General features: G+C 74.3%; 24 protein-coding genes and 1 pseudogene. 15 read left to right on the top strand and 10 right to left on the bottom strand.

Annotation, left to right across the window (positions count from 1 at the left end; translation table 11 throughout):
- Window positions 1-29 precede the first annotated feature (29 nt).
- Both ACWEPF_RS15290 and ACWEPF_RS15295 read left to right on the top strand, forming a co-directional pair.
- Window positions 30-680 (top strand): dihydrofolate reductase family protein, encoded by a 651-nt coding sequence (locus tag ACWEPF_RS15290; protein WP_449797471.1) that lies wholly within the window; start codon window positions 30-32, stop codon window positions 678-680.
- Window positions 681-696: 16 nt separating this feature from the next.
- Window positions 697-1,242: a dihydrofolate reductase family protein gene (locus tag ACWEPF_RS15295; RefSeq protein WP_452172888.1), complete on the top strand. Its 546-nt coding sequence runs from the start codon at window positions 697-699 to the stop codon at window positions 1,240-1,242.
- An 8-nt stretch (window positions 1,243-1,250) separates the two neighbouring features.
- On the opposite strand, the gene ACWEPF_RS15300 is transcribed toward ACWEPF_RS15295, so the two are convergent.
- Both ACWEPF_RS15300 and ACWEPF_RS15305 read right to left on the bottom strand, forming a co-directional pair.
- The gene (locus tag ACWEPF_RS15300) at window positions 1,251-1,799 is read right to left on the bottom strand and encodes an NIPSNAP family protein (protein ID WP_452172889.1); all 549 of its coding nucleotides are present in this window, start codon (window positions 1,797-1,799) and stop codon (window positions 1,251-1,253) included.
- A complete protein-coding gene (locus tag ACWEPF_RS15305; RefSeq protein WP_452172890.1) occupies window positions 1,796-2,263 on the bottom strand; it encodes a hypothetical protein in 468 nt (155 codons plus the stop codon). The genes ACWEPF_RS15300 and ACWEPF_RS15305 overlap by 4 nt, the downstream gene beginning before the upstream one ends.
- Window positions 2,264-2,327: 64 nt before the next feature.
- Here ACWEPF_RS15305 and ACWEPF_RS15310 point away from each other — a divergent pair, with 64 nt between their 5' ends.
- The 4 genes from ACWEPF_RS15310 to ACWEPF_RS15325 all read left to right on the top strand — a co-directional run bounded on the left by ACWEPF_RS15310 (window position 2,328) and on the right by ACWEPF_RS15325 (window position 6,160).
- Entirely contained in the window at window positions 2,328-3,254 is a 927-nt protein-coding gene (locus ACWEPF_RS15310; RefSeq protein ID WP_452172891.1) for a helix-turn-helix transcriptional regulator, read from the top strand.
- A gap of 75 nt (window positions 3,255-3,329) precedes the next feature.
- Window positions 3,330-3,995, top strand: a complete 666-nt coding sequence (locus ACWEPF_RS15315) for a GNAT family N-acetyltransferase (protein ID WP_452172892.1) — start codon at window positions 3,330-3,332, stop codon at window positions 3,993-3,995.
- An 89-nt stretch (window positions 3,996-4,084) separates the two neighbouring features.
- Entirely contained in the window at window positions 4,085-4,765 is a 681-nt protein-coding gene (locus ACWEPF_RS15320; RefSeq protein ID WP_452172893.1) for a hypothetical protein, read from the top strand.
- Window positions 4,766-4,828: 63 nt separating this feature from the next.
- Window positions 4,829-6,160 (top strand): serine hydrolase domain-containing protein, encoded by a 1,332-nt coding sequence (locus ACWEPF_RS15325; protein ID WP_452172894.1) that lies wholly within the window; start codon window positions 4,829-4,831, stop codon window positions 6,158-6,160.
- Here the strand turns inward: ACWEPF_RS15325 and ACWEPF_RS15330 are convergent.
- From ACWEPF_RS15330 to ACWEPF_RS15345, 4 genes are all read right to left on the bottom strand, one after another.
- Complete coding sequence (locus ACWEPF_RS15330) at window positions 6,147-6,782, bottom strand: DUF6629 family protein (RefSeq protein WP_452172895.1); 636 nt, start codon at window positions 6,780-6,782, stop codon at window positions 6,147-6,149. The two genes, ACWEPF_RS15325 and ACWEPF_RS15330, sit on opposite strands and share 14 nt — an antisense overlap.
- Window positions 6,783-6,966: 184 nt before the next feature.
- Window positions 6,967-7,263: a hypothetical protein gene (locus tag ACWEPF_RS15335; RefSeq protein ID WP_452172896.1), complete on the bottom strand. Its 297-nt coding sequence runs from the start codon at window positions 7,261-7,263 to the stop codon at window positions 6,967-6,969.
- A complete protein-coding gene (locus tag ACWEPF_RS15340; RefSeq protein WP_452172897.1) occupies window positions 7,260-7,763 on the bottom strand; it encodes an SRPBCC family protein in 504 nt (167 codons plus the stop codon). Before ACWEPF_RS15340 ends, ACWEPF_RS15335 begins: the two co-directional genes overlap by 4 nt.
- Window positions 7,751-8,272 carry an RNA polymerase sigma factor gene (locus ACWEPF_RS15345; RefSeq protein WP_452172898.1) on the bottom strand — a complete coding sequence of 174 codons (522 nt, stop codon included), beginning with the start codon at window positions 8,270-8,272 and terminating at the stop codon, window positions 7,751-7,753. The genes ACWEPF_RS15340 and ACWEPF_RS15345 overlap by 13 nt, the downstream gene beginning before the upstream one ends.
- 132 nt (window positions 8,273-8,404) lie before the next feature.
- On the opposite strand from ACWEPF_RS15345, the gene ACWEPF_RS15350 reads away from it, so the two are divergent.
- The 8 genes from ACWEPF_RS15350 to ACWEPF_RS15385 all read left to right on the top strand — a co-directional run bounded on the left by ACWEPF_RS15350 (window position 8,405) and on the right by ACWEPF_RS15385 (window position 17,690).
- A complete protein-coding gene (locus ACWEPF_RS15350) occupies window positions 8,405-8,866 on the top strand; it encodes a DUF3995 domain-containing protein (protein ID WP_452172899.1) in 462 nt (153 codons plus the stop codon).
- A 56-nt stretch (window positions 8,867-8,922) separates the two neighbouring features.
- Window positions 8,923-9,714 carry a DUF429 domain-containing protein gene (locus tag ACWEPF_RS15355; protein WP_452172900.1) on the top strand — a complete coding sequence of 264 codons (792 nt, stop codon included), beginning with the start codon at window positions 8,923-8,925 and terminating at the stop codon, window positions 9,712-9,714.
- Window positions 9,715-9,755: 41 nt separating this feature from the next.
- Window positions 9,756-10,760 (top strand): aldo/keto reductase, encoded by a 1,005-nt coding sequence (locus ACWEPF_RS15360; RefSeq protein WP_452172901.1) that lies wholly within the window; start codon window positions 9,756-9,758, stop codon window positions 10,758-10,760.
- 152 nt (window positions 10,761-10,912) lie between these two features.
- Window positions 10,913-12,358, top strand: coding sequence for a hypothetical protein (locus ACWEPF_RS15365; protein ID WP_452172902.1), 1,446 nt, complete (start codon window positions 10,913-10,915; stop codon window positions 12,356-12,358).
- Complete coding sequence (locus ACWEPF_RS15370; protein WP_452172903.1) at window positions 12,355-13,530, top strand: ARPP-2 domain-containing protein; 1,176 nt, start codon at window positions 12,355-12,357, stop codon at window positions 13,528-13,530. The genes ACWEPF_RS15365 and ACWEPF_RS15370 overlap by 4 nt, the downstream gene beginning before the upstream one ends.
- Window positions 13,531-13,630: 100 nt before the next feature.
- Entirely contained in the window at window positions 13,631-15,034 is a 1,404-nt protein-coding gene (locus ACWEPF_RS15375) for a hypothetical protein (RefSeq protein WP_452172904.1), read from the top strand.
- A gap of 98 nt (window positions 15,035-15,132) precedes the next feature.
- Window positions 15,133-16,353: an AAA family ATPase gene (locus ACWEPF_RS15380; protein WP_452172905.1), complete on the top strand. Its 1,221-nt coding sequence runs from the start codon at window positions 15,133-15,135 to the stop codon at window positions 16,351-16,353.
- Window positions 16,354-16,478: 125 nt separating this feature from the next.
- The gene (locus tag ACWEPF_RS15385; RefSeq protein ID WP_452172937.1) at window positions 16,479-17,690 is read left to right on the top strand and encodes a vWA domain-containing protein; all 1,212 of its coding nucleotides are present in this window, start codon (window positions 16,479-16,481) and stop codon (window positions 17,688-17,690) included.
- Between the two features lie 16 nt (window positions 17,691-17,706).
- On the opposite strand, the gene ACWEPF_RS15390 is transcribed toward ACWEPF_RS15385, so the two are convergent.
- Together ACWEPF_RS15390 and ACWEPF_RS15395 are read right to left on the bottom strand one after the other, a co-directional pair.
- Entirely contained in the window at window positions 17,707-18,597 is an 891-nt protein-coding gene (locus ACWEPF_RS15390; RefSeq protein ID WP_380149277.1) for a Gfo/Idh/MocA family protein, read from the bottom strand.
- 243 nt (window positions 18,598-18,840) lie between these two features.
- Window positions 18,841-19,758, bottom strand: coding sequence for a LysR family transcriptional regulator (locus ACWEPF_RS15395; RefSeq protein ID WP_380149189.1), 918 nt, complete (start codon window positions 19,756-19,758; stop codon window positions 18,841-18,843).
- Window positions 19,759-20,101: 343 nt separating this feature from the next.
- Between ACWEPF_RS15395 and ACWEPF_RS15400 the strand changes: the two are divergent.
- A pseudogene (locus ACWEPF_RS15400) lies at window positions 20,102-20,458 on the top strand (WXG100-like domain-containing protein); the annotation flags it as partial.
- Between the two features lie 615 nt (window positions 20,459-21,073).
- On the opposite strand, the gene ACWEPF_RS15405 reads toward ACWEPF_RS15400, so the two are convergent.
- Together ACWEPF_RS15405 and tdh are read right to left on the bottom strand one after the other, a co-directional pair.
- Window positions 21,074-22,282, bottom strand: coding sequence for a glycine C-acetyltransferase (locus ACWEPF_RS15405; RefSeq protein ID WP_380149185.1), 1,209 nt, complete (start codon window positions 22,280-22,282; stop codon window positions 21,074-21,076).
- Between the two features lie 26 nt (window positions 22,283-22,308).
- Complete coding sequence (gene tdh / locus ACWEPF_RS15410) at window positions 22,309-23,337, bottom strand: L-threonine 3-dehydrogenase (protein WP_449797455.1); 1,029 nt, start codon at window positions 23,335-23,337, stop codon at window positions 22,309-22,311.
- Window positions 23,338-23,646: the final 309 nt, after the last annotated feature.

The raw sequence follows: 23,646 nt of genomic DNA on the forward strand, positions 1-23,646 counted from the left end.
CCCCTACCCACCCTTCCGGGAGCACACCCATGCGACTGACCGTGACCACCTTCGTCTCCCTCGACGGCGTCCTGCAGAGCCCCGGCGGGCCCCAGGAGGACCCCTCCGACGGGTTCGGGCTCGGCGGCTGGCTGGTGCCGTACGTCGACGAGGGCTTCGGCGGGATCGCCGGCCCCTGGTTCGACGACGCCGACGCCTTCCTGCTCGGCCGCCGGACCCACCAGCTGATGGCGGCGCACTGGCCGCTGGTCACCGACCCGGCCGACACCGCCGCGACCAAGCTCAACTCCCTGCCCAAGTACGTCCCGTCCACCACCGGGCAGGTCGCCGACTGGGCCGGGACCCAGGTCCTCACCGGCGATCTGGCGGCCGAGGTGACGGCCCTCAAGCAGCTGCCGGGCCGGGCCCTCCAGGTGCACGGCAGCGGGCGGCTGGTCCAGTCGCTGCTGGCCCACGACCTGGTGGACGAACTGCGGCTGCTCACCTTCCCCGTGGTCCTCGGCCGCGGCAAGCGCCTCTTCGAGCCCGGCACCGTCCCGGCCGCCTGGCGCCTCACCGACGTCCGCTCCACCCCCGCCGGGGTGATCGGCCACACCTACGCCTTCGCGGGCCGCCCCGCCGCCGGTGACATCGGCATCGACGCGGACGGCCGCGAAGAACTCCTCTCCGTCTCCTCCTGAAAGGCCCCACCGCACCGTGCGCACTCTCACCGCAGGCTTCTTCGTCTCCCTGGACGGCGTCGTGGAAGCCCCCTACACCTGGCACTTCCCCTACCTGAGCGACCAGGTCACCGAGGCCGTCATGGGGATGACGGCCAAGGCCGACGCCATGCTCTTCGGCCGCCACACCTACCAGGAGTTCGCCTCCCACTGGACCGCCCAGCCGGACGACGACCCACTGGCCTCGCACCTCAACTCCATCGCCAAGTACGTCGCTTCGGCCACCCTGGAGAAGGCCGACTGGCAGAACACCACCTTGCTGGGCCCCGAGGGCCTGGCCGGGCGGATCACCGAGCTGAAGCAGCGGACCGGCGGCGACATCGCGGTCTCGGGCAGTGCCACCCTGGTCCGCTGGCTGCTCGCCAACGAACTGCTGGACGAACTCACCCTGCTGGTCCACCCGGTGGTGCTCGGCACCGGCGCACGCCTCTTCGAGGGCGCGCTGCCGCGCCGGGCCCTGACCCTGGCCCGCTCGGCCACCCTCGACAACGGCACCCTCCACCTCACCTACCGCACCGCCTGAGCCGCGGGTCAGGCCCTCACCGGCTCCAGGCGCAGCGTCCGGCTCCGCCACGGCACCGGCTCGGCCGGGCCGAACCAGAGCCGGACGTCCTCGCCGGTCCGGACGGGCAGGCGGGGGAAGTCGTTCTCCGCGTGCTCGGTGCGGTGCAGGGCGTGGCCCGGCCCCAAGTGCCGTGCGGCGTAGGCGTCGAAGGCGGCCGCGTCGGTGGGGTGGCAGACGGTCGCGAGCACCTCACCGGCGCCCGGGGCGGGTGCGAAGCCGGGGCCGCGCAGCAGCAGCACGTCGTCGCTGTCCAGCATCGTGGCGTTGGCCTCCTCACGGTGCTGCTCCCAGACCGGGCCGGTGTAGAAGGCCTCCAGCGCGCGCCGACGGTGCGCCATGTCGGGGAACGCGCGCATCCAGACGAAGCGGTCCGGGTCGTCCAGGTCGCGGAAGCGCCCGCCGAGGGTGATGCCGACCGCCTGCTGACCGGTCACCAACTCGCGCTCGAACAGCTCGATCAGCGTCTCCCGGGCGCCGGGGTGCAGGGTGTACTGCCGGAGTTCGACGATGCTCACGCCTCGGCCTTCCCGGTGCGGGTGAAGTCCATGGTCCAGTTGAGTTCCCAGGTGCGACCGTCGTCGGTGGAGAACTCCTGCTCCCAGCGGGCCTCGTCCGGGCCGAGCCGGTGCCAGGCGAAGTGGACGCGGATCGGCCGGCCGTCGTAGGCGTCCTCGCCGTGGAAGTCGCCGCGGGCGCCGGTGAAACCGCCGACCACCGGCGGGTCCAACCGGCCCGTGCGGCTGTCGGACCAGAAGATCGACCACCGTCCGGCCTCCCGGTCGAACAGTCGCAGGGTCACGCCCTGCCGGCCGAGGGTGGGGAAGGTGATCTCCTCGATGTTGCCGGCGCCGTCGAACAGCGGCCGGACCACTGCGTGTCCGGGGAACTCCTCCCAGGTGCCGGAGGCCGGGTCGAGGGGTGCGGTGAGACGGCGGTTGGCCACGTCCCAGGAGCCGTGCAGGAAGTCGAAGTCGTCCATGCGCCGCAGGCTAGGGCCGGTCCGCTGACATCCTCTGTCAGTGGAAGGGCGGAGACTGTGCGGCATGCGTGCGAGCCGCCTGGTGACCCTCCTCCTCCTGCTCCAGAACCGGGGCCGGATGACGGCCCGTCAGCTGGCCGAGGAGCTGGAGGTCTCCGTCCGCACGGTCTACCGGGACGTCGAGGCACTCGGCGCCGCCGGCATCCCGCTGTACGGTGCGGCCGGGCACGCGGGCGGCTACCGACTGGTCGACGGCTACCGCACCAGGCTCACCGGACTGACCGCGGACGAGGCGCAGGCCGCGTTCCTCACCGCGCTCCCCGGCGCCGCCGCCGAACTCGGCCTCGGCGAGGCGCTCGCCACCGCCGAGCTCAAGCTGCGCGCCGCCCTCCCGGCCGAGCTGCACGCGTACGCCGAGCGGGTCAGGGAGCGCTTCCTGCTCGACGCCCCCGGCTGGTACCGCGACGCCGACGACACGCCCCACCTGGTCGCGGTCGCCGCCGCGGTGTGGGCACGGCGGGCGGTGCTGCTGCGGTACCGGCGCTGGCGGGCGCCGGAGGAGATCGAGCGGCGGGTGGAGCCGTACGGGCTGGTCCTCAAGGCCGGCCGCTGGTACCTGGTGGCCGGCGGACCCTCCGGGATCCGCACCTACCGGGTCGACCAGGTCCTCGACCTGCGGCCGCTGGAGGAGTTCACCGTCCCGGACGGGTTCGACCTGGCCGGGTACTGGCGCGGCTACCTGGCCGACTTCCGGGCGCGGCTGCACACCGGGGAGGCCCTGGTGCGGCTCACCCCGCAGGGCGCCCGCCGGCTCGGCGTGCCGTCCTCGGGCGACGGCTGGACGGAGGCCCGGGTGCCCATCGAGTCGATCGACCGCGCCCACGGGGAGTTCCTCCGGCTGGGCACCGACGTCGAGGTCCTGGCGCCGGCCGAGCTCCGGGACCGCATCGCCGGGACGGTGCGCACCCTGACCACCCGTTACGGGGGCTGACCAGGCAGGGAGCGAAGGGGCGGGCACGGGATTAATCCGGTGCGCGGGGCGCGGTCAGCCCCTACGGTGTGCGCCATGACCGCCAGCGCCGCCTCCGCCCACCCGTATCCGCCGCTCAACCTGCGGGTAACCACGCCCCGCCTCGAACTCCGGGGAGCCACCGACGAGTTGCTGGAGCAGCTGCTCCCGGTGGTCCGCGCCGGCGTCGCCGACGAGCCGCCGTACCCCTTCGACGACCCGATGTCCCTCTACCTGGACGGGCCGGACCGCGAGTGGGCCTGGATGCGGGGGATCTGGAACGGCCGCGCCCAGGTCAACGAGAGCTTCTGGCGGCTGTACTTCGTGGTCGTCGTCGACGGCGAGGCCGTCGGCATGCAGGACGTGTTCGGCACCGACTTCGCCACCTTCGGCACGGTCGGCACCTTCTCCTGGCTGGGCCCGCAGGCCCGGGGCAAGGGCCTCGGCAAGGAGATGCGCCAGGCCGTCCTGCACCTCGCCTTCGAGGGCCTCGGCGCCCAGGAGGCCACCAGCGAGGCCTTCTTCGACAACCTCGCCTCCAACCACGTCTCCGAGGCCCTCGGCTACACGCCCAACGGCACCGGCTGGGCCACCCGCCTCCTCGAACCGGCCCCCCTCCACCGCTGGCGCCTCACCCGCGACCGGTGGACCGCCCACCGCCGCCCCGACATCACCCTCACGGGCGTCGAAGCCTGCCTCCCCGTCCTCGGCATCACCTCCTGACTTCCGTTTCCGGAACGGGAGTTCTCCTTCAGGAGGTTCAGCGATCGCCGTCTGGACCGCCACCGACCCGCTGGGTCACGATGAGCGGCATGACGGGGAACGGCTCGACACCACCGCCCGACGATCCACCGGGTACCACGCCGCCGGCCGGCCCGAACTGGGCCGCCGTCGGCGCACTCGCGGCTGCGGCGGCGGCCGTGGTGGCCCTGGTGGCCTACCTGCTGCCACCTGCCCCGTCACCGCAGGCTCCTCCGGTCCCGGTCGTCCGCAGTCCCACCCCGGCACCGGACCGGCCCTCGCCCTCCCAGCCGGATCCGCCCGCCCCGACCGAGCCGTCGTCGCCGAGCCCGACACCGTCGCCGCCCGGCCAGAGCCCGACGCCGAGTCCGTCCCGGACTGCCACCACGCCGCCACCACCCACGCGCACACCCCCGCACACACCCGCGCCGATCAGCCCGGTACCGGAGCCGCCGCTGCCGACGCTCCGGGCCGGTGGCTGCGACGAGGGGGAGGCCGCCCTGGCCCGGTTCCGGAAGAACGCCGGAACGACCCGCAACAGCCAGGCCGCCGCCGCCCTCCAGGCCCGGGACGATCTGATGGCGGCTCAATTCGGCGCCGACCGGAGCGACATCTCCTCGGCCCTGCGGCAGCTGGCCTCCGACTTCTCGGCGCTGCGCTCCCGGCTGATCGGCGAGATCATGGACGACCCCAACGAAGTGCACGCCTGGATAGACTCGGACACCAAGGACTTCAGAGCATTCTGCAGTTGACGCTCCGACCGACACCGGAGCCGGAGCCGGAGCCGGTCGGGAGCCGATCGGGAGGTCGAGCACATGCCGGACGGACTGGACGAGCTGTGCGCGCGGGTGCTGGCGGAGCACGGCTGTGCCTCGGTCTCGGTGGCCGTGGCCGAGGGCGACGAGGTGGTCCTCGCCCGGGCGTACGGCTTCGCGGACGTGGCCTCGCGCCGCCCCGCCACCCCGGGCACGGTGTACGGACTGGCGTCCGTCACCAAGGCGTTCACCGCCACCGCCGTCTGCCTGGCCGCCGACGAGGGCCTGCTCGACCTCGACGCCCCGACCTCCGGTGCGTACGGACCGACCGGGCCCACCCCGCGTCAACTCCTGCTCCACCGTGGCGGTTTCCCCGCGTTCTACACCTTCCACTACGGCGCGGGACCGCTCCCGATCGAGATCGAGCGCTACCGCGCCCCGCTCCGCGAGCCCGGCACCGAGTTCGAGTACTCCAACATCGGCTACCAGGACCTCGGCCGGCTCCTCGAATCCGCGACCGGCCGGCCCCTCGGCGACCACCTGCGCGAACGGATCGCCGAACCCCTGGGCCTGAGCGACTTCGCCTTCGGCGCCGCGTACACCGGCCCCGGCCCCGTCGCCACCCGCTACTCCGCCGGCGGCCACGCCTACCCCACCTGCCGCACCGGCCATCCCGCCGCGACGGCCGGCTGGGCCACCGCCGCCGACGTCGCCCTCTTCGCCCGCACCGCCTCCCGCCTGCTCAAGCCCTCCACCCTCGCGGCGATGAACGAGGCCCCCGCCATCAACGAGCACACCGGCTATGGCTACGGCCGCCTCGTCTCGCACGGCCCCGGCCCGGTGGTGCACAGCCACGGCGGGGGCATGGGCGGCGTCGCCGCGATGATGATCGACGCTCCCGAACGCGAACTCTCGCTCGCCGTCCTGACCAACTCCACCGACAAGGCGGCCCGCGACGCCGTCGTCCGCCACCTCGCCGAGGCCCTGGTCCCCGGTTTCCGTCCCACCCAGCTCGACACCGCCGCCGAGACCCCCCGTACCGTCACGCTCCCCCAGGGCACCTGGTCCGGCGAGATCACCACCCCCGAGGGCGGGCTCCCCCTCCGCCTCCACCTCCTGGGCCCCACCCGGGCCGAGATCCAGCTGGCCGACGCCCCACCCGTGACCACCGCGGCCACCGCCTCCGACCGCTGGGACCTGCGCGCCACCGCGGCCCTCCAACTCCCCACCCGGGACGCCCGCCTGAACAGCCCCCACCTCGGCCTTGAACTCCGCCTCCGCGAGGACACCCTCACCGGCCGGGCCATCGCCTACAAGCCCGGCGACCAGGAGGGCTTCCTCGGCTCCTACCTCCCCCACCCGTGCACCCTGCACCGAACTACCCGACGCTGACGCCTGCCGGCCGTCGCACCCAGCGCAGCACCAGGACGCTCGCCAGCGCGGCCAACGCACACCAGGTGGAGACGAAGGCGGTCCGCCACAGCACCGCGCAGAGGACGGCGGCCGCCGCGACCCACCAGCCCAGCCGCCGGAGCTCCGGCTCCGGGTTGAGCAGCAGCGGGCCCAGGGTGGCCACGAGGTAGGCCGCGAGGAGCAGCGGGGCGAATCGGATGCCGACCGCGTACTCCAGGGTGTGGCCGTCCACCGTCGCCGTGACGGGGCCCGCCAGCACCGCCACCGTCAACGGGACGGCGGTGGCCAGGCCGAGCACCACGAAGCCGAGCAGCCGGCGGGGGCGGCCGGCGGCGCACCAGGCGCCGACCGGGACCAGCACGGCCAGCAACGGCATGGCGATCAACGCCCATCCGACCCGGGCGAGCCCGGCGGCACCGGTGCCGACCCGGCCCTCCTCGCCGAACCACACCACCGCCTCGACGAGTTGGTGCAGGCCGAGGACGAGCGGCAGCGCCGCCAACGGCAGCTGACGGCGGTGCCGCACCCCGCTCAGACACACCACCCCGAGACCCGAGACGGCCGCGCCGATCACCAGGTCCGCCTGCGCGCTCCAGCACATCGCTCGGTCCGTGCCTACCCGGACACCTCCGGTCCGGCCGGTCGCTCCGGGGGAGGGTCCACGACGGGGGTGGTCGCGCGCACGGTGCTGCTCCGTTCGGTGGCGGGCGAAAACGGCCTGCGCGCCCGACTATCCGTCAGCACGCCCGCCCGCAGGTCCGTCGACGTCGCCCGACGCCGCCGAATCACCCGGCCGGACCTGGCCGGACCTGCTCCCACCGGACGCGGCGCAGCCCGAGGTCGTCCATCAGGTACGCCGCGTCGCTCCCCCGGACACCGCCCGCCACCGCGATCGCCTCCACCTCGGCCAGCAGGCGCTCGCGCTCACCGGCGGGCAGCTGCCCCAGCCAGTGCACGATGCGCGGGAACTCCATGTCCAGGTTGGCGAAGTCGAGCGAGAGCAGGAGCGCGCGACGCACGTTCTCGTACGTCGCCGGCTCCGTGCCCTCGCGGGCGTCCCCGCCGCTCCCCCGATCGATCATGGGCCACACTGTACGGCCCCCTCCACCAGGCCGCGGAAGCGGCGCAGGGAGCGGGCCGCCAGCGGGTCGGTGAGCGGGCGCAGGGCGGCCGAGGCCGGACCGGCGGCGGGGAGGCGGAAGGCACCGAGGAAGGCGAAGCGGGTGCTGGTGGCGGACTCGGGGTGGGCGGCCATGCCGCCGAGCAGGAAGCGGCTGCGCATCAGGCACCAGCCGGGCGTCAGTTCGAGGTCGAAGCGCGCGCGCAGGCGGGTGTGGCCGGTGACCAGGAGGGCGGCGCGGGCGGCGCCCTGAGGGGGCGTCAGGCGGGCCGTGCGGATGTCCGGGAGCCACTGCGGCATGGTGCGCTCCAGGTCGGCCGCGACCGACCAGACCGTCTCGAACGGAGCGTCGATCACCGTCTCGCGGACCGCCGCGCCCGGAGTGGTGGCCGCGACCACCCGCAGGCGCCGGACCGGGTCGAAGTCGGCCACCGGCCAGGGGGTTCCGTTCACTGCTGCCACGCCCTTCGGAAGCTGAGCCGGGCCCGGGAGAGCCGGGACTTCACGGTGCCGGCCGCCACGCCCAGCAGGTCGGCGGTGGAGCGCTCGTCCAGACCCTCCAGGTCCCGGAGCACCAGGACGGCCCGGTGCTCGGGCGTCAGTCGGGCGAGCACGTCCTCGATGTCGGTGGCGAGCTGCGGGTCGCCGGGGCGCGGGAGTTCGGAGAGGTCGGCCGGTACGCAGCGTGCCGTCCGCCGCACGTGCCGCACCGCCTCGCGGACGGCGATCGCCCGGACCCAGCCGAACAGGGCCGCGGGCTCCTTGAGTTGGCGCAGCTTGCGGAAGACGGCGATCAGCGCCTCCTGGGTCGCGTCCGGTCCGTCGTCGAGGGCGATCGGGCCGCACAGGCGCCGCACGTACGGCGCGACCAGCTCCAGCAGCTCGCTCACCGCCAGCTGATCGCCGCGCTGCGCGGCGCGGACCAGTTCGGCGAGACCTGCTGCCTCGCCCGGGGTTTCGGGACCATCCACATCCGACTCAGAGGCGGCCCGCGGCACGGACGTTCCACCCCTCCCGTGTGACCCTCGCCACAGGAACCTCCGCCTCCTCCGCGCGCTCCCTCCGGGTCGACGCACCGTCACCACCCCGAAGGAGCAACCTCAATGGACACCCGCACCCGCACCAACCCCCGCACCGCCGCCCGCGCCGTGGCCGCCGTGCTCGCCGCCGACGCCGCGATCCACCTCTACTGGACCACCGGCCGCACCTGGCCCGCCCCCGACCGCGCCACCCTCTCCCACCTCGTCCTCAACGCCGACGTCCCCTTCACCCCGCGCGTCCTGCTCCCCCTCGCCACCGTCCTCCTCTGCGCCGCCACCCTCCTCCTCACCCGCACCGGCCACCTCCCCACCCTCGCCCGCCGCCTCCCCGCCCCGCTCCTCCACCTGGCCCCGTACGCCGTCGCCACCGGCCTCCTCCTCCGCGCCCTGGCCGGCCTCGTCTGGATCACCGGCCTCGGCAGCTCCCCCGCCGACACCTTCTACTGGCTCAACCTCGCCCTCTACACCCCCCTCTGCCTCCTCTGTGCCGCCGCCACCTGGACGGTCGCCCGCAGCCGGACCTGACGACCGGGCCGCATACTGCGACCGAGGACGGACCGAGCGCACCGGAGTGATCCCCCGTGACCGAGCACACCGCCACCCCAGACCGGACCGTGGGCGTCGACCTGGCGACCGCAGCAGCCCGCACCGCCACCGCCGTCGTCCGGTGGGAGGAGGACCGGGCGGTGGCGGAGGTGCCGCGCGTCGGATGCGAGGACGAGGAGCTCCTGGCGCTGCTCTCGGGGCTCGGACCGCACGACCGTGCCGGGATCGACGTCCCCTTCGGGTGGCCCATCGCATTCGTGGAGGCAGTCGGCGCGCATGCGCGGGGCGAACGGTGGCCCGGGCAGGGCGGGCGCGACGAGCACTACCGGGCCATGCGTGCCCGTGCCTGCGACCGGCACGCGGCCGAGGCGCTGAAGGCCCACCGCGGCCGCGGTCCGCTCTGCGTCTCCTTCGACAGGCTCGGTGCGGTGGCGGCCCGTTGGGCGTTCCTGGCGGACCAGCTGGCTTCGCGCGGCCAGGCCGTCGCGCGGGACGGCAGCGGCGCCGTGGTCGAGGTCTATCCGGCCGGGGCCCGCGCCGTCTGGGGGATCGGCGGCGTCAGGTCGGTGCGCGGCCTCACCGGCGCGGCCGCCCCGTGGCTGGTCTTCGCGCCTGGCGCCGAGGAGCGCTACGCCGCGAGCGAGCACGCCTTCGACGCGTTGATCGCCGCCCTCGTGGCCCGGTCCGTCGCGCTCGGCCGGACGCTGCCGCCGAGGACCGAAGAGCAGCTGCGCCTCGCCCCCGTCGAGGGCTGGCTCCACCTGCCGGGCCCCCTGGATGACCTCGCCCCACCCTCCCGGCCTGGGCGTTCGCGGTCCGTGGCGTAGGGTTCCGGTACGGAATCCGCTCCTCCGAAGGGACCCTCAGCATGGCGACCGCGCCCACCAACGGACCGACCGTCAGCTCCGGGGCGGCGGGGATCGGGCGGTTCGGGTGGGGGACGGCGGCGGTCGGGCGGCCCGGGTACATCAACCTGGGGCGGGAGGCCGACCTGCCAGCCGGGCGGAGCGTGGAGGCGCTGCGGGAGCGGACGCACGGGCTGCTGGACGCGGCCTTCGCGGCGGGCGTGCGGTACCTGGACACGGCGCGGTCGTACGGACTGGCGGAGCAGTTCCTCGGGGAGTGGCTGGCGGCGCGGCCGGAGGCGGCGGCCGAGGTCACGGTGGGGAGCAAGTGGGGGTACACCTACACCGCGGACTGGCGGACCTCCGGGGTGCCGGTGCACGAGGTGAAGGAGCACTCGCCCGAGGTGTTCGACCGTCAGGTCGCCGAGAGCCGGGCGGTGCTGGGCAGGCACCTCGACGTCTACCTGATCCACTCCGTCACCCCGGACAGCCCCGCGCTCACCGACACCGCCCTGCACGAGAAGCTGGCGGCGCTGGCCGCCGAGGACGTCCGGATCGGCCTCTCCACCAGCGGCCCCGCCCAGGCGGCGACCGTCCGGGCCGCCGCCGAGGTGACGGTGGCGGGGCAGCCGCTGTTCTCCGCCGTGCAATCCACCTGGAACGTGCTGGAGCCCTCCGCAGGCCCCGCCCTCCAGGAGGCCCACGCCGCCGGCTGGCTGGTCGTGGTCAAGGAGGGCATGGCCAACGGCCGCCTGGCCGGCCGCAACGCCACCGGCCCCGACACCGCCGCACTGCGCACCCTCGCCGAGCGGACCGGCCACCCCACCGACGCCCTCGCCCTCGCGGCCGTCGCCGCCCAGCCCTGGGCCGACCTCGTGCTCTCCGGCGCGGCCACCACCGCCCAGCTCGCCTCCAACCTCACCGCCGCCGAGCTCCCCCTCTCCCCCACCCAGCTCGCCACCCTCACCCCGCTCACCGAACCCGCCGAGCAGTACTGGCGCACCCGCGCCGCCCTCCCCTGGTCCTGATCCGCGGCCACCCCTCTGCTACGGTCGGACGGCCGGCCGCGGGACTCCGGTGCGACTTCCGGAAACTACCTCTAAAGCAGTGATTCGCAGTTCGCGCCCCCATTCCCCGGCCGGCCCCTGACCCGAGGCACCAGCGACGAGGACGAGCCACCGTGGAGACGTACGGCGACCTGGTAGCCGCCGATGACGTGCTGCTCTTCGTCAATGCCGCGATCACCGCGACCGGCCGTCGTGAGTTCCACTCCGACCAGGCCGAGCAGCAGCTCTCGCTGGCCTTCCTGCACGAGTACATGCTCGTCAACTACCGGGGCCCGTACGCCGCTTCGCTCGCGCTCGACATCAACGACCACAACGCCGCGCTGATCGTGCGCCACCTGCTGGAGACCGCGAAGGAGGCCACCGAGGAGCAGCGTCGTACCGAGGGGCGGCTGATCGCGCGGCGGCTGGCACTGCTGCCGCCGCAGCGGGTCTACCGGCTGATCGGCGAGCTACGGCGGGCCAAGGTGAACAACCGCCGTACCCGGGCGATCCTGCGCGACTGGCTGGCCGCCCGGCCGGACCAGACGCTGGACGCGGTGAAGTACCGAGGCGGGCTGAAGCTGGCGCTGCGTCATCTGCACCTGCGCCCGGCCGAGGCGGAGACCGGGGACTTCCTGTTCACCAAGGCGGCCAAGGGCGCCGGGAGGTACCGGGCACCGCTGCTGAGCGCCTGGACCCGCGCGCACTACGAGCAGCCCGCGCTCTACGAGCTGCCGTACACCGTGGCGGAGGGCTTCGCGGCCAAGCACGGCATCCCGCGCGAGGTCTTCCTGCGGAAGATCGAGCCCCGGATGACCGCGCTGGAGCGGCTGCGCCTCCAGGAGTCGGCGCGCACCGCGGGCGCGTCGGAGGTGAACGCCGCCGACCTGTCCCGGATGTCACTGAACCGCCTGGCGGTGTACGCGCTGGGCCTGTCCGGCGCCGACCGGATCGCCCGCCGGGGCGAGCTGACCGGCGCCCTGCGCACCGCCGCGCGCCGCACCGCCGGTGCGCAGGCCGGGAGTTGGGGGAAGGTCGCGGCGGTGCTGGACGACAGCTTCTCCTCCTACGGCTCCGGGCAGCAGCGCCGCCGTCCGCTGGCCGCCGCGCTGGCCTGCCACTTCCTGCTGGAGGCGCTGGCGGGCGAGGGCGGCTACGCCGCCTTCTGGACCTCCGGCCGCACCGACGCGCTGCTGCTCCACCCGCTCGGGCCGACGCCGCTCGGACGGCGGATCGTGGACGCCCTCGACACCGCCCCCGACCGGCTGCTGATCGTCTCGGACGGGTGGGACAACTCGCCGCCGGGGATGGCCGCCGAGGTGCTGCGGGTCTGGCGCACCCGGCTGGACCCCGACCACCGCACCAGCGTCGTCCACCTCAACCCGGTGTTCGACGCCGAGAGCTTCGACGTGCGCCGGCTGGCGCCGACCGTCCCCACCGCCGGGCTCCGCGACGCGGCCGACCTGACCACGCTGGCGGAGTTCGCCCGGTTCGCCGAAGGCCGTACCGGCATCGGCGAGTTGACCGCCCACCTGGCACTGCGCACCGAGCGGTTCCTCGACCCCGGGCAGGCCCGATGAAGACCGAGCCGTTCACCCTCGACCTGGAGGGCCTGACCACCCGCCCGGCGCAGGTCTGGGGCGGGGTCCGCTTGGTCCCCCTGGTGCGCGAGGAGCCGATCACCGACCTGCGGCTGCGCCAGGAGCTGTACGGCGAGGAGGACGGCTGCGGCTGCGGCTGCGGCCGTGCCACGGTGGAGTGCGGCAAGGGCCTGTACACCTCCTACCTGCCGCACGGCTTCGTCGCCGACTGGACCAGGGACGGCACCCCGGCCGCCGCCTACGGCACCCAACTCGGCGGCTCCGCACCGGAGTCGGTCCCGCTGGAGCGCCGGCCGGGACGGCTCGCCAAGCGGGCCGACCGGACCCGGCTGCGTTTCCTGCCCCTGCACCTCGCACTGGAGGGGTACCTCGCACTGCACTTCGGCGGCCCCACCTTCGCCTGGCAGCAGTGGTCGGAGCGGGCGCTGCGGCACGGCCTGTCGCCGCGCGAGGAGGCGAGCTACAGCGGGGCGCACGTCAGCGGACTCGCCGACGCCCTGCGGGCGTTCGAGCTGCACCCCGGCCAGTGCGGCGTGCTGCTGTACGTGGCGGACGCGCTCGCCGCCGCCTTCGTGGTCCCGCATCCGGAGGACTACCGGGCCCTGCACCGCAGCCTGCTGCTGGACCTCTACGGCGAGCTGGTCTACCACTACGCGCTGCTCTCCGCCCCGGTCCCGGACTTCCGGGCCGACCTCGGCCGCTCCTCCGTCCGCTCCCTCGCCGAGCTGCGGGCGGCGGTGGACCGGCAGGAGCGCACCTGGGCCGAGTTCCACGACGCCACGATGGCGGACGGGCTGCTCGGTGCGGCCTACCGGAGCCGGACGGTGCGCCGGATGGACCGCTTCACCCTCTCCCGCTTCCTGCCCGAGTTCCGCCCCCGGCAGGAGAACCACATCGGCGAGGCGATCACCGACGAGCGGGGCCGGATCGCGTACCTGAAGACCTTCCGCCTCTCCGAGAGCCAGACCCGGCGCGGCCACCTGCTCGACACCCTGGCCGCCCACGACTGGCACCTGCCGCAGACCGCCGACAGCCTCGGCCTGACCGAGCACCAGCTCGGCCTGCGCCTGGAGTCGGCCGGCTTCGGGGCCCTGCTCCAGCAGCACGTCCTCGACCGGTACCGCAGCCAGGCCCGCGGCGAGACCCGCTGAATCCACTGGCGCGCCGCGCCCCGGAGGGGCTACGCTCCCCCACGATGATCACTCACTCCCTCTCCGGATGGGGGGTCTCGTCCACGTTCGGTGAGTGCTGATGGCCACTCACCCCGTGCGCGAGGACTCCTACCTCTCCCGCTGGCTGCGCGTGCGCGAGTACGCCGTGCCGCCCGTCATGATCGAGCGCTCCACCGCCCGCCGGGACGTCGGCGACTGGGCGGGCGCCTGTGCCGCCTCCCGTGTGGACGTGGACTTCGATCTGCCCACCGTGAACCGTGCCCTCGGCCGCGAGTTCACCGGTCAACTCCGTTCGGATCTGCGCCACCTGGCGCCCGACCTGCTCCGCTGGCACCTGCCGCGGACCGCCCCCGACGGCCTGCTGCGCGGCGGGCTGACGATCTCCCTGGCCCGCTACCGGCTGCCCGGACGTCCGGGCCCGGTCCACCTCGTCGCCCGTACCCCGCCCAGCTGGGCGGACGGCGGCCAGCGCTTCGCGCTCGCCCTCTGGGCGTCCAACGGCGACGTCACCGCCTCCGACCGGCGCCACCGCCACCGCCACCCGCACCGGTGCCCCGATCCGCGCTTCCGGCTCGACCTGCACCGGCACCTCTGGGACGCGCGCCGGGCCGGCGAGCTCCGGGAGCGGGCCGGATCGGTTCAACAGGCCTGTGTACCAGACGAGTTGGAGCCGTCCTACGCCGTGGACCGCTGGTGCGCCGAGGCGGCGCTGCTCCGGGAGGCCGAGGGCCGGCCGGAGCTGGCGGTGGTGGTCCGACTCGACACGAGACGCCGTCTGCTGCTGGAGCCGGGAGCCCGGCTCACCTCAGCCGGTCTCGACGAACTCCCGTGCGGTGTGGCGATGTTGACAGCTCGGGAAGCCGCCGGGCTGTCCGTGCTGCCCGACGCCGCCACCTGGACCGCGCCCGATCTGGAACTGCTGCGCAGCGGGGCGATCCGCCCGGAGCAGCTGCACCCCCTGGTGGCGGCGGCCTTGGCACCGGGCCACCCCGCCCCGCCGCGTGTCCGCCCGGACGGGCCCTCGGCACCGGCCCTGGTGGACTGTCAGGGCGCCCGGCACCGGATCGCCCTGGTGGACGGCACCCTCAGCCCGCTCGACCACGACCCCGCCGAGCTCCACCGGGAGCAGCTGCTCAGCGCGCTCGGCGGCACCCCGATGCCGTGCCTGCGCACCATCGAGCAGGCCCACCGCCACCCGGAGGAGCTGACGGGCGTCCGCGAACGCCTCGCCCACGGCGACAGCGCCGGCGCGCTGGCCGTGGTCGAATCGCTGCTCGGCCCCGCCGCCCTGCTCCCCGAGGGCCCGCTCCGCTCGGCGTTGGAGGCGGCGGCCGAACGGCGCGTCACCCACGGCCTCTACCGGGCAGGCCTGTTGGGCCTGGTCCGGGTGGCACCCGCGCGGCCCCGGCCGCCGAGGCCCCGGACCAGGTTCGTGTCAGCGGTGCCCCGGACCAGGCCCCGGCTCGCGACGTACCGCCGCTGACCCCTGCCGGTCTCCGCTTCCGGCCACTCGGCACCGGCCTGCCGCCGGCCGTCGCCACCCCCTGCCCTCATCTCCTCCTCTCCCCAAGGTGATCCGCCATGAACGAGCACGCCCCGATGCCCCAACTCGACGTCGCCGAGCAGCTGTTGACCCTGCTCGGGACCACCACCACCGAACCGCGCACCGACCCCCAGCTGGAGGCCCTGACCCTTGCCGTCGCCGCCGACCTGCCCGTCCTGCTCTGGGGCGAACCGGGCATCGGCAAGACCGCCGCGCTGACCCAGCTCGCCGAGACCCTCGACCTGCCGCTGACCACCGTGATCGCCAGCGTCCACGAGCCCTCCGACTTCTCCGGCCTACCGGTGCTCGGCGACGACCCGGCCGTCCAGAGCGTGCCGATGGCCCCGCCGGACTGGGCGGTCCGGCTGGTCCGGGAGGGCCGCGGGCTGCTCTTCCTGGACGAGCTCTCCACCGCCCCGCCGGCCGTCCAGGCCGCGCTGCTCCGACTGGTGCTCGAACGCCGGGTCGGTGCCCTCCGACTCCCGCCGGGGGTACGGATCGTGGCCGCCGCCAACCCCCGCGGCTCGGCGGCCGACGGCTGGGAGCTGAGCGCGCCGCTGGCCAACCGCTTCGTCCACCTCCAGTGGACGCACGACCACGAGGTGGTGGTGCGGGGCTTCGGCGGCACCTGGCCGCGCGCCGTGCTGCCGGTGCTCGACCCGGACGGGCTGCCGGAGGCGGTCGCCTTCGCCCGTCGGGCGGTCTGCACCCTGCTGACCGCCCGGCCGGAGCTGGTGCACCGGCTGCCCGAGGGCGAGAGCCGCCGGGGCGGGGCCTGGCCCTCGCCGCGCAGCTGGGAGATGACGCTCCGTCTGATGGCCTTCGCCACCGCCGCCGGGGCCTCCCGCGAGGTGCTCTCCATGCTGGTGCGCGGCACCGTCGGGGACGGGCCGGGGCTGGAGCTGCTCGCGAGCACCGAGCGGATGGACCTGCCCGACCCCGAGCTGCTGCTCGCCGACCCGGCGGCGGCCGAGCTGCCCCGGCGGGGCGACCTCCGGCAGGCCGTGCTGGACGGTGTGGTGGCGGCGGTGCGCAACCGGCCGACCCAGCAGCGCTGGGACGCGGCCTGGCAGCTGCTGGCGCTGGCCCTGGAGACCGGCGCGCCCGATCTGGTGGTGGTCCCGGCGAACACCCTGGCCGCGCTCCGCCGGGACGGCTGGACCGTCCCGGACACCGTCGAGCGGCTGGCCGGGACGGTCCGGCTCGCCCGCCGCGCGGACCAGCTGGCGCCCAAGGCCGCGGCCGGGGTGGGCCGGTGAGCACCGCACCCACCCCCGTGCCCGCTCGCGGGTCGGCACCGCCCGAGCCCGCACCGCCGAAGCCGAGGCCCCCGCAGCCACGGCCGACGACCGCCGCCGCTGCCGCTGCCGCCGTCCCGCAGACCCTGGACCGGGAGAAGCTGTTCACCGCCCGCCTGCACGCCGCCCGGGTCCGCCCCTACCTGGCCACCGCGCTGTTCGCCCTGCACGTGGTGGAGTCGCAGCGGGTGCCGACCATGGCCGTGGACTCGCACTGGCGGTGCTACGTCTCCCCCTCCTTCGTGGCGAAGACCTCCCTGGCCGACCTGGCCGCGGTCTGGGTGCACGAGGTCTCCCACCTCCTGCGCGACCACCACGGGCGCAGCGACCGCCACGCCCGCCGGCACGGCCTGACCGGCCCGGCCGAGCGGCTGCGGATGAACATCGCGGCAGACCTGGAGATCAACGACGACGCGTTCGGCGACGGCCTGGTCAGACCGGCGGGCGCCCTGACGCCCCGTCGGTTGAAGCTGCCGGAGGGGCAGCTGATGGAGGAGTACCTGTACTTCGTGGGGCTCGGGAAGCTCACCGAGCCGTGGGCCTGGCTGGACTGCGGCAGCGGCTCCGACGGGCTGGAGCGGGAGTGGGACCTCGGGCCGGACGGGGCGCACGGCCTCGCCGGGCACGAGCGCGACGCGGTGCGGTTCCGGGTGGCGGAGGGCATCAGGGCCGCGCAGGGGGACGTGCCGCAGGGCTGGCGGCGGTGGGCCGAGGAGGCGTTCCACCCGCCGCAGCCGTGGCGGCAGTTGCTCGGTTCGGCCCTGCGGGCCGCCGTCTCCGGCTCCGGTGCCGGCGAGGACTACACCTACGGGCGGCCGGCCCGGCGCTCGGCCGGCCTGCCCGGGGTGGTGCTGCCCAGCCTGCGCCGCCGCCCGCCCCGGGTCGCGGTCGTCATCGACACCTCGGGGTCGGTCAGCGACGCCGAGCTGGGCACGGCGCTGCTGGAGGTCGCGGCCATCGCCCGCGTGGTCGGCAACCGCCGGGACCAGGTCAGCGTGGTGGCCTGCGACGCGGCCGCCGGGGCCGCCCAGTCGCTCTGCGGCGCCGAGGGCCTCTCCCTGATCGGCGGCGGGGGCACCGACCTGCGGGCCGGCTTCGACCGCGCCCTGCGACTGAGCCCGCGCCCGGACGTCGTGGTGGTCCTGACCGACGGTCAGACCGACTGGCCGGCCGCGGCCCCGCCGGCGCGCACGGTCGTCGGCCTCTTCCCCCGCGACGCGCGCCCCGACGAGGACGACCCGGACTACGTCCCGCCGACCCCGCCGGCCTGGGCCCGGACCGTCCGCCTGGGCGGTTGACCGGGCCCGTCGAGGGTCACTCCCCGATGCGCTCGACGATCAGCTCGCACAGCTCGTGGGTCCGCAGCGCGTCCCGGGCGGAGAGCGTCTGACCTGCCCGGACGGCGTCGAGGAAGGTGGTCACCACCTGCTCGATCCCGCGCTGGCGGGCGACCGGGACCCAGTCGCCGCGGCGGCGCACGGTGGGCTGGCCGCGGTGGTCGATCACCTCGGCGAGGTTGTGGACCTCGCGCTTGGAGTCGGCACCGGAGACCTCGAGGACCTCCTCGGTGGAGCCGGAGAGGCGGTTCATGATGCCGAGCGCGGTGAAGCCCTCGCCGGCCAGGGTGAGCACCACGTGCTCGACCAGGCCTTCGCGGACCCGGGCCCGGACGTCCACGTGCTGGATCTCGCCGGGCACCAGGAAGCGCAGGGTGTCGACCACGTGGATGAAGTCGTCGTAGACCAGCGTGCGGGCGGCCTCCGGGAGGCCCTCGCGGTTCTTCTGCAGCACGATCAGGTCGCGCGGGCGCTCCTTGGCGAGCAGGTAGCCGGGCGCGTGGCGGCGGTTGAAGCCCACCATCAGCGAGCGGCCCTCGCGCTCGGCCAGGTCCACCAACTTCCGTGCGCCGTCCAGGTGATAGTCGAGCGGCTTGTCCACGTAGACGTCGATCCCGGCCTCCAGGAGGGTGCTCACGATCGGCACGTGCTGGTCGGTGCTGGCGTGCACGAAGGCGGCCCGCACCCCGCTGTCGATCAGCTCGCCGAGATCGGTGAAGCGCGGGGCGATCCGGTGGGTGTCGCCGATCCGGTCGAGCTTGGCCCGGTCCCGGGTCATCAGCTTCAGGTCGAGGCCCGGCAGGGCGGCGAGCACCGGGAGGTACGCCTTCTGCGCGATGTCCCCGAGCCCGATCACCCCGACCGGGATCGCGGTGACGGACTGACCGGCGGCGGGCTGGCTCATCGGCGGGCGCTCCTGTACGTCTGACGTCGGCTCACGGCCGCCGCCCCGGTGGGACCCGGCCACACCCGGCAGCATATTCCAGAGCCGCGACCGGGCCCCGACGCGGCCCGGCCCGATGCCCCGGCCACCCCGGCTGCCCCACCGCCCCGCCGTCCGAGGACCGCCCGACGGACCGTCAGTCCGTGCCGAGCCCCGCCACCGCCGCGCTCAGTCCGTGCCGAGCCCCGCCGCCGCCGTGGTCAGAGCGGCCAGCACCGGCTGCACCAGTGGGTGGCGCTCCGCGCCGGTCCGCACCGCCGCGAACACCTTGCGGGTGGCCAGCGCGCTGTCCACCGGCCGGACCTCGACCGCCTCCAGGTCCACCCCGCGCAGCGCCGAGCGCGGCACCAGGGCCACCCCGGCCCCGGCCGAGGCGAGCGCGACCACGGCGCGGAAGTCGTCGGAGGAGTGCACCAGGCGGGGCTGGAAGCCCGCGTACTCGCAGGCCAGCAGGACCACGTCGTGGCAGGGGTTGCCGGGGTAGGGGCCGATCCACGGTTCGGTGGCGAGCTCGGCCACCGGGACCGGGCCGGTGCCCTCGGCCAGCGGGTGGCCGAGCGGGAGCACCGCCTCGAAGGGCTCGGCGTACAGCGGCACCCTGGTCAGCCGTTGGTCGTCGGCGCGCGGCGCGCCCCGGTACTCGACGGCGAGCGCGATGTCGGCCCGGCCGTCCAGCACCATCGGCAGGCTGGCGTCGCCCTCCGCGTCCAGCACCCTCAGCCGCACGCCCGGTGCGGCCGTGGCCAGGTCGGCGATGGCGGGGGCGAGCACCAGGGCGATGCCGGTGGCGAAGGCGGCGACCGTGACCTCGCCGGCCGCGCCCTGCTGGTAGGCGGCCAGGTCCGCCTCGGCACGCTCCAGTTGGGCGAGCACCAGGTCGGCGTGGAGCAGCAGGATCTCCCCGGCGGCGGTGAGCCGCACTCCGCGGCCCTCCCGGGCCAGCAGGTGGTGTCCGGTCTCCTGCTCCAGCGCGGCGAGCTGCTGGGAGACGGCGGAGGGGGTCAGGTAGAGCGCGGCCGCGGCGGCCGTCACCGTCCGGTGGTCGGCCACGGCCCGGAGGGTCCGCAACCGTCTTGCGTCGATCACACCGCCATTCTGCCAGCGCCGAGCGCACGCTCCCGCCGGTCCGCGCGGCGCCCGTCCCTCCAGGCCGTCGCGTGCGCACCACCCGCCCCGCCACCACGTGATCTTCGTTACCAACCGCGGGCGGTTCCGTGACCACCTGACGGGTACTCAGTTGTCGGCGGACACTGCCAGAATCGTCCCGCGAAACCCGTCGCCGTGACCCGGTAGTGGGGACCGGCGCCGGTGTGTATCGTCACAACCCGCGATCGGACGCGTACCACCGCGCACCGACCGACCGTGCACGGAGAGCAGCTGGGGGGCAGCATCCATGGCCATCGACATACCGGGCGAGCTTCAGACCGTCATGCGACTGCTCGGCCTCAACTGGCCCGGGGCGAACGAGGACGAGCTGATCGAACTGGCCAACCAGCTGACCAAGTTGGCCTCCACCCTGGACAACGTCCAGATGGCCGGGGACAAGGCGCTGGCCGAGCTCGCCGAGGTCTACCAGGGCTCCTCCGCCGATCAGCTGGCCGCACTCTGGCAGACCATCTCCAAGTACTCCGGCATGGTGGTGGACGGCTGCGAGGCGGTGGCCACCGCGCTCAAGGGCGCGGCCCTGGTGATCGAGATCTGCAAGGGCCAGACCATCGTCCAACTGATCAACATCCAGGCGCAGTTGGCCGCCTCCTCGGCCACCTTCGGGCTGAGCACCGCGGCAATCATCGCGATGGGCCGGGAGATCATCGCGCGGCTGCTGGACGAGGCGGTGCAGCAGCTCGCCCAGGCGCTGGCCAAGCCGATCGCCGACCTGGCGGAGCTGGTGGTGGCCAAGGTGCTCACCCCCGGCGGGAGCACCGGCACCGGCAGCGGCTTCCGGGTGGACCCGACCGCGATGGCGGCCTGCGCCACGGTGCTGCGGCGGCACGCCGAGGACCTGGACTCCGCCGGCACCTCGTTCCGCTCCGTCGTGCAGGGCCTGGACGTCGGCAACCCCTCGGACGCCTTCGGCAAGCTGGCCGTCGCCATCGCCGAGCAGGTGGTGAAGACGATCGGCACCGAGGTCCTCAAGCGGATCCTCGGCTCCTTCACCGGCACCGCGGACAAGATGGACACGGTGGTCAGGAACCTCACCGAGAACGAGGACTCCCAGACCCAGTCCATGAACGGCGGCTACGCCCAGCTGGCCGGCGGCTTCGGCGCCGCGCCGGGCAGCCCCCGGCTGGCCGGCCTGGGCGCCGGCGCGGGCAGCACGACCGGCACCGCCCCGGCCGGTGCGGCCGGGGGTCCCTCCGGCGGTGGCCAGCGGGACCCCGGCCTGGCGGCCTTCGACGCGCTACGCCCCCGGCTGGGCGGCCTGCTCGGCGGCAAGGGCGGCGCGGGCGTCCACGAAGGCGGCAACGGCTCGCTCAACGTCCTCGGTGGAGTGCGCGGCGGAAAGCTGAACCCGAATGCGGGCCTGCCCGTGCGGAACGACGGGGAACGAGAAGCCGATCACGTAAACGCCCCGGTCCAGCAGCAGCTCGGCCAGCCGACCAGCCTGGGCCGCGTCTCCAATCATGACGGGGGCAATCGGGTGGGTGCCGGGAAGAACGTCGAAGCCGGCGTCGGTCATCCGGCCTCGGAACAGCGCGGTGTTGGCGGCCAGCCGGTCTCGCAGGTCCCCGGAATGCTCAATCAGGTCCAGCACGGTCAGGCTGGCGGCGGCAATCACGGGCGCCAGGGAGTTGGAGAACAGATACGGGCGGCTGCGCTGGCGCAGAAGCGCAACAATCTCGGCACGCGCCGAGACGTACCCGCCGGAGGCACCACCGAGCGCCTTGCCGAGCGTCCCGGTGATGATGTCGATCCGGTCCCGGACCCCGTGCAGCTCGGGCGTGCCGGCTCCGTTGGCGCCGACGAAGCCGACGGCGTGTGAGTCGTCGACCATGACCATCGCGTCGTAACGGTCCGCCAGGTCGCAGATCTCGCGCAGCGGGGCGATGTAGCCGTCCATCGAGAACACGCCGTCGGTGACGATCAGCCGGCGGCGGGCGTCCTGGGTGTCCTGGAGCTGCTTCTCCAGGTCGGCCAGGTCGCGGTTGGCGTAGCGGTGGCGGCGGGCCTTGGAGAGGCGGATGCCGTCGATGATGCTGGCGTGGTTGAGCGCGTCGGAGATGACGGCGTCCCGGTCGTCCAGCAGGGTCTCGAAGACGCCGCCGTTGGCGTCGAAGCAGGAGGAGTAGAGGATGGTGTCCTCCTGGCCGAGGAAGGCCGAGAGGCGGTCCTCGAGCTGCTTGTGCACGTCCTGGGTGCCGCAGATGAAGCGGACCGAGGCCATGCCGTAGCCCCAGCGGTCCAGCGCCTCCTTGGCCGAGGCGAGCACGGCCGGGTGGTCGGCCAGGCCGAGGTAGTTGTTGGCGCAGAAGTTCAGCACCTCGGCGCCGCCGGTCACCTTCACGGCGGCGTTCTGCGGGGTGCCGATGACCCGCTCCGGCTTGAACAGGCCGGCCTCGCGGATCTCGTCCAGGGTGGCGGCGATGTCGCTGCGGACGTTGTCGAACACGGGGGCTCCTAAAACCTGAGAGGTGGTCAGACGGTCCAGTCGAGGATGATCTTGCCGCAGCGGCCGCCGGCCGCCTCGTCGAACGCCGCCTCGAAGTCGGTGGCCGCGTACCGGCCGGTGATCACGGGGCTGAGGTCGAGGCCGCCCTCCAGCAGGACCGACATCGCGTACCAGGTCTCGAACATCTCGCGGCCGTAGATGCCCTTGATGGTGATCATCGAGGTGACGATCCGGGCCCAGTCCACCGCGAAGTCCTCGGCCGGCAGGCCGAGCATGGCGATCTTCCCGCCGTGCGTCATGTTGGCGATCATCGACTGCATCGCCTCGGGGCGGCCGGACATCTCCAGGCCCACGTCGAAGCCCTCGCGCATGCCGAGCTGCTTCTGCCCCTCCTCGATGGTGTGCTCCGCGACGTTCAGCGCCAGCGTGACGCCGACCTTGCGCGCCAGGTCCAGGCGGTACGGGGAGACGTCGGTGATCACCACGTTGCGGGCGCCGGCGTGCTTGGCGACGGCGGCGGCCATGATGCCGATCGGGCCCGCGCCGGTGACCAGCACGTCCTCGCCGACCATCGGGAAGGAGAGCGCGGTGTGCACCGCGTTGCCGAACGGGTCGAAGATGGCGGCAACGTCCAGGTCGACCGGCACCCGGTGCACCCAGACGTTGGAGGCGGGCAGCGCGACGTACTCGGCGAAGGCACCGTCCCGGTTGACGCCCAGGCCGATGGTGTTGCGACAGAGGTGGCGGCGGCCGGCCAGACAGTTGCGGCACTTGCCGCAGACCAGGTGGCCCTCGCCGCTGACCAGGTCGCCGACGGCGACGTCGGTGACGCCCGCGCCGATCTCGGCCACCTCGCCGACGAACTCGTGACCGATCGTCATCGGGGTCTTGATGGTCTGCTGCGCCCAGCCGTCCCACTTGCGGATGTGCAGGTCGGTGCCGCAGATCCCGGTCCGCAGCACCTTGATCAGCACGTCGGTGGGGCCGATCTCGGGCATGGGGACGTCGGTCAGCCAGAGCCCGGGCTCGGCCTTCTGCTTGACGAGTGCCTTCACGGCGACGGCTCCTGACGCACGGTGGGACGGATGCGGGCGTGCCGGTGCGGCCGGAGCACGGCTGTGGTCGCCGGGGCCGCGCGGGCACTGTGCAATCTGCCTGCTGAGCGCCGCTGGAGTCCATCGAGGAATTCTTAACGCCCGCCACAGCTCGGCTTCACGATCGTGCCCGAGGTGCGCTGCCGCAGGGCCCCGCCGTGCCGGGGATCACCCGGACGCCGTACTCCTCCTGCCACTCCGTCAGGTCCGGGCCGCCCGCACCGGTAGCACCTGCAAGCCCTTTTCTCTCCTTACCACCTCCTGCTAGGT

The sequence above is a fragment of the Kitasatospora sp. NPDC004289 genome, from assembly GCF_053602875.1.

Bases quoted from the DNA above. Each gene is read 5' to 3' on its own strand.
- ACWEPF_RS15290 (WP_449797471.1), top strand. From the start codon at position 30: ATGCGACTGACCGTGACCACCTTCGTCTCCCTCGACGGCGTCCTGCAG.
- ACWEPF_RS15305 (WP_452172890.1), bottom strand. From the start codon at position 2,263: ATGGACGACTTCGACTTCCTGCACGGCTCCTGGGACGTGGCCAACCGC.
- ACWEPF_RS15310 (WP_452172891.1), top strand. From the start codon at position 2,328: ATGCGTGCGAGCCGCCTGGTGACCCTCCTCCTCCTGCTCCAGAACCGG.
- ACWEPF_RS15315 (WP_452172892.1), top strand. From the start codon at position 3,330: ATGACCGCCAGCGCCGCCTCCGCCCACCCGTATCCGCCGCTCAACCTG.
- ACWEPF_RS15320 (WP_452172893.1), top strand. From the start codon at position 4,085: ATGACGGGGAACGGCTCGACACCACCGCCCGACGATCCACCGGGTACC.
- ACWEPF_RS15325 (WP_452172894.1), top strand. From the start codon at position 4,829: ATGCCGGACGGACTGGACGAGCTGTGCGCGCGGGTGCTGGCGGAGCAC.
- ACWEPF_RS15330 (WP_452172895.1), bottom strand. From the start codon at position 6,782: ATGTGCTGGAGCGCGCAGGCGGACCTGGTGATCGGCGCGGCCGTCTCG.
- ACWEPF_RS15335 (WP_452172896.1), bottom strand. From the start codon at position 7,263: ATGATCGATCGGGGGAGCGGCGGGGACGCCCGCGAGGGCACGGAGCCG.
- ACWEPF_RS15350 (WP_452172899.1), top strand. From the start codon at position 8,405: ATGGACACCCGCACCCGCACCAACCCCCGCACCGCCGCCCGCGCCGTG.
- ACWEPF_RS15360 (WP_452172901.1), top strand. From the start codon at position 9,756: ATGGCGACCGCGCCCACCAACGGACCGACCGTCAGCTCCGGGGCGGCG.
- ACWEPF_RS15370 (WP_452172903.1), top strand. From the start codon at position 12,355: ATGAAGACCGAGCCGTTCACCCTCGACCTGGAGGGCCTGACCACCCGC.
- ACWEPF_RS15375 (WP_452172904.1), top strand. From the start codon at position 13,631: ATGGCCACTCACCCCGTGCGCGAGGACTCCTACCTCTCCCGCTGGCTG.
- ACWEPF_RS15380 (WP_452172905.1), top strand. From the start codon at position 15,133: ATGAACGAGCACGCCCCGATGCCCCAACTCGACGTCGCCGAGCAGCTG.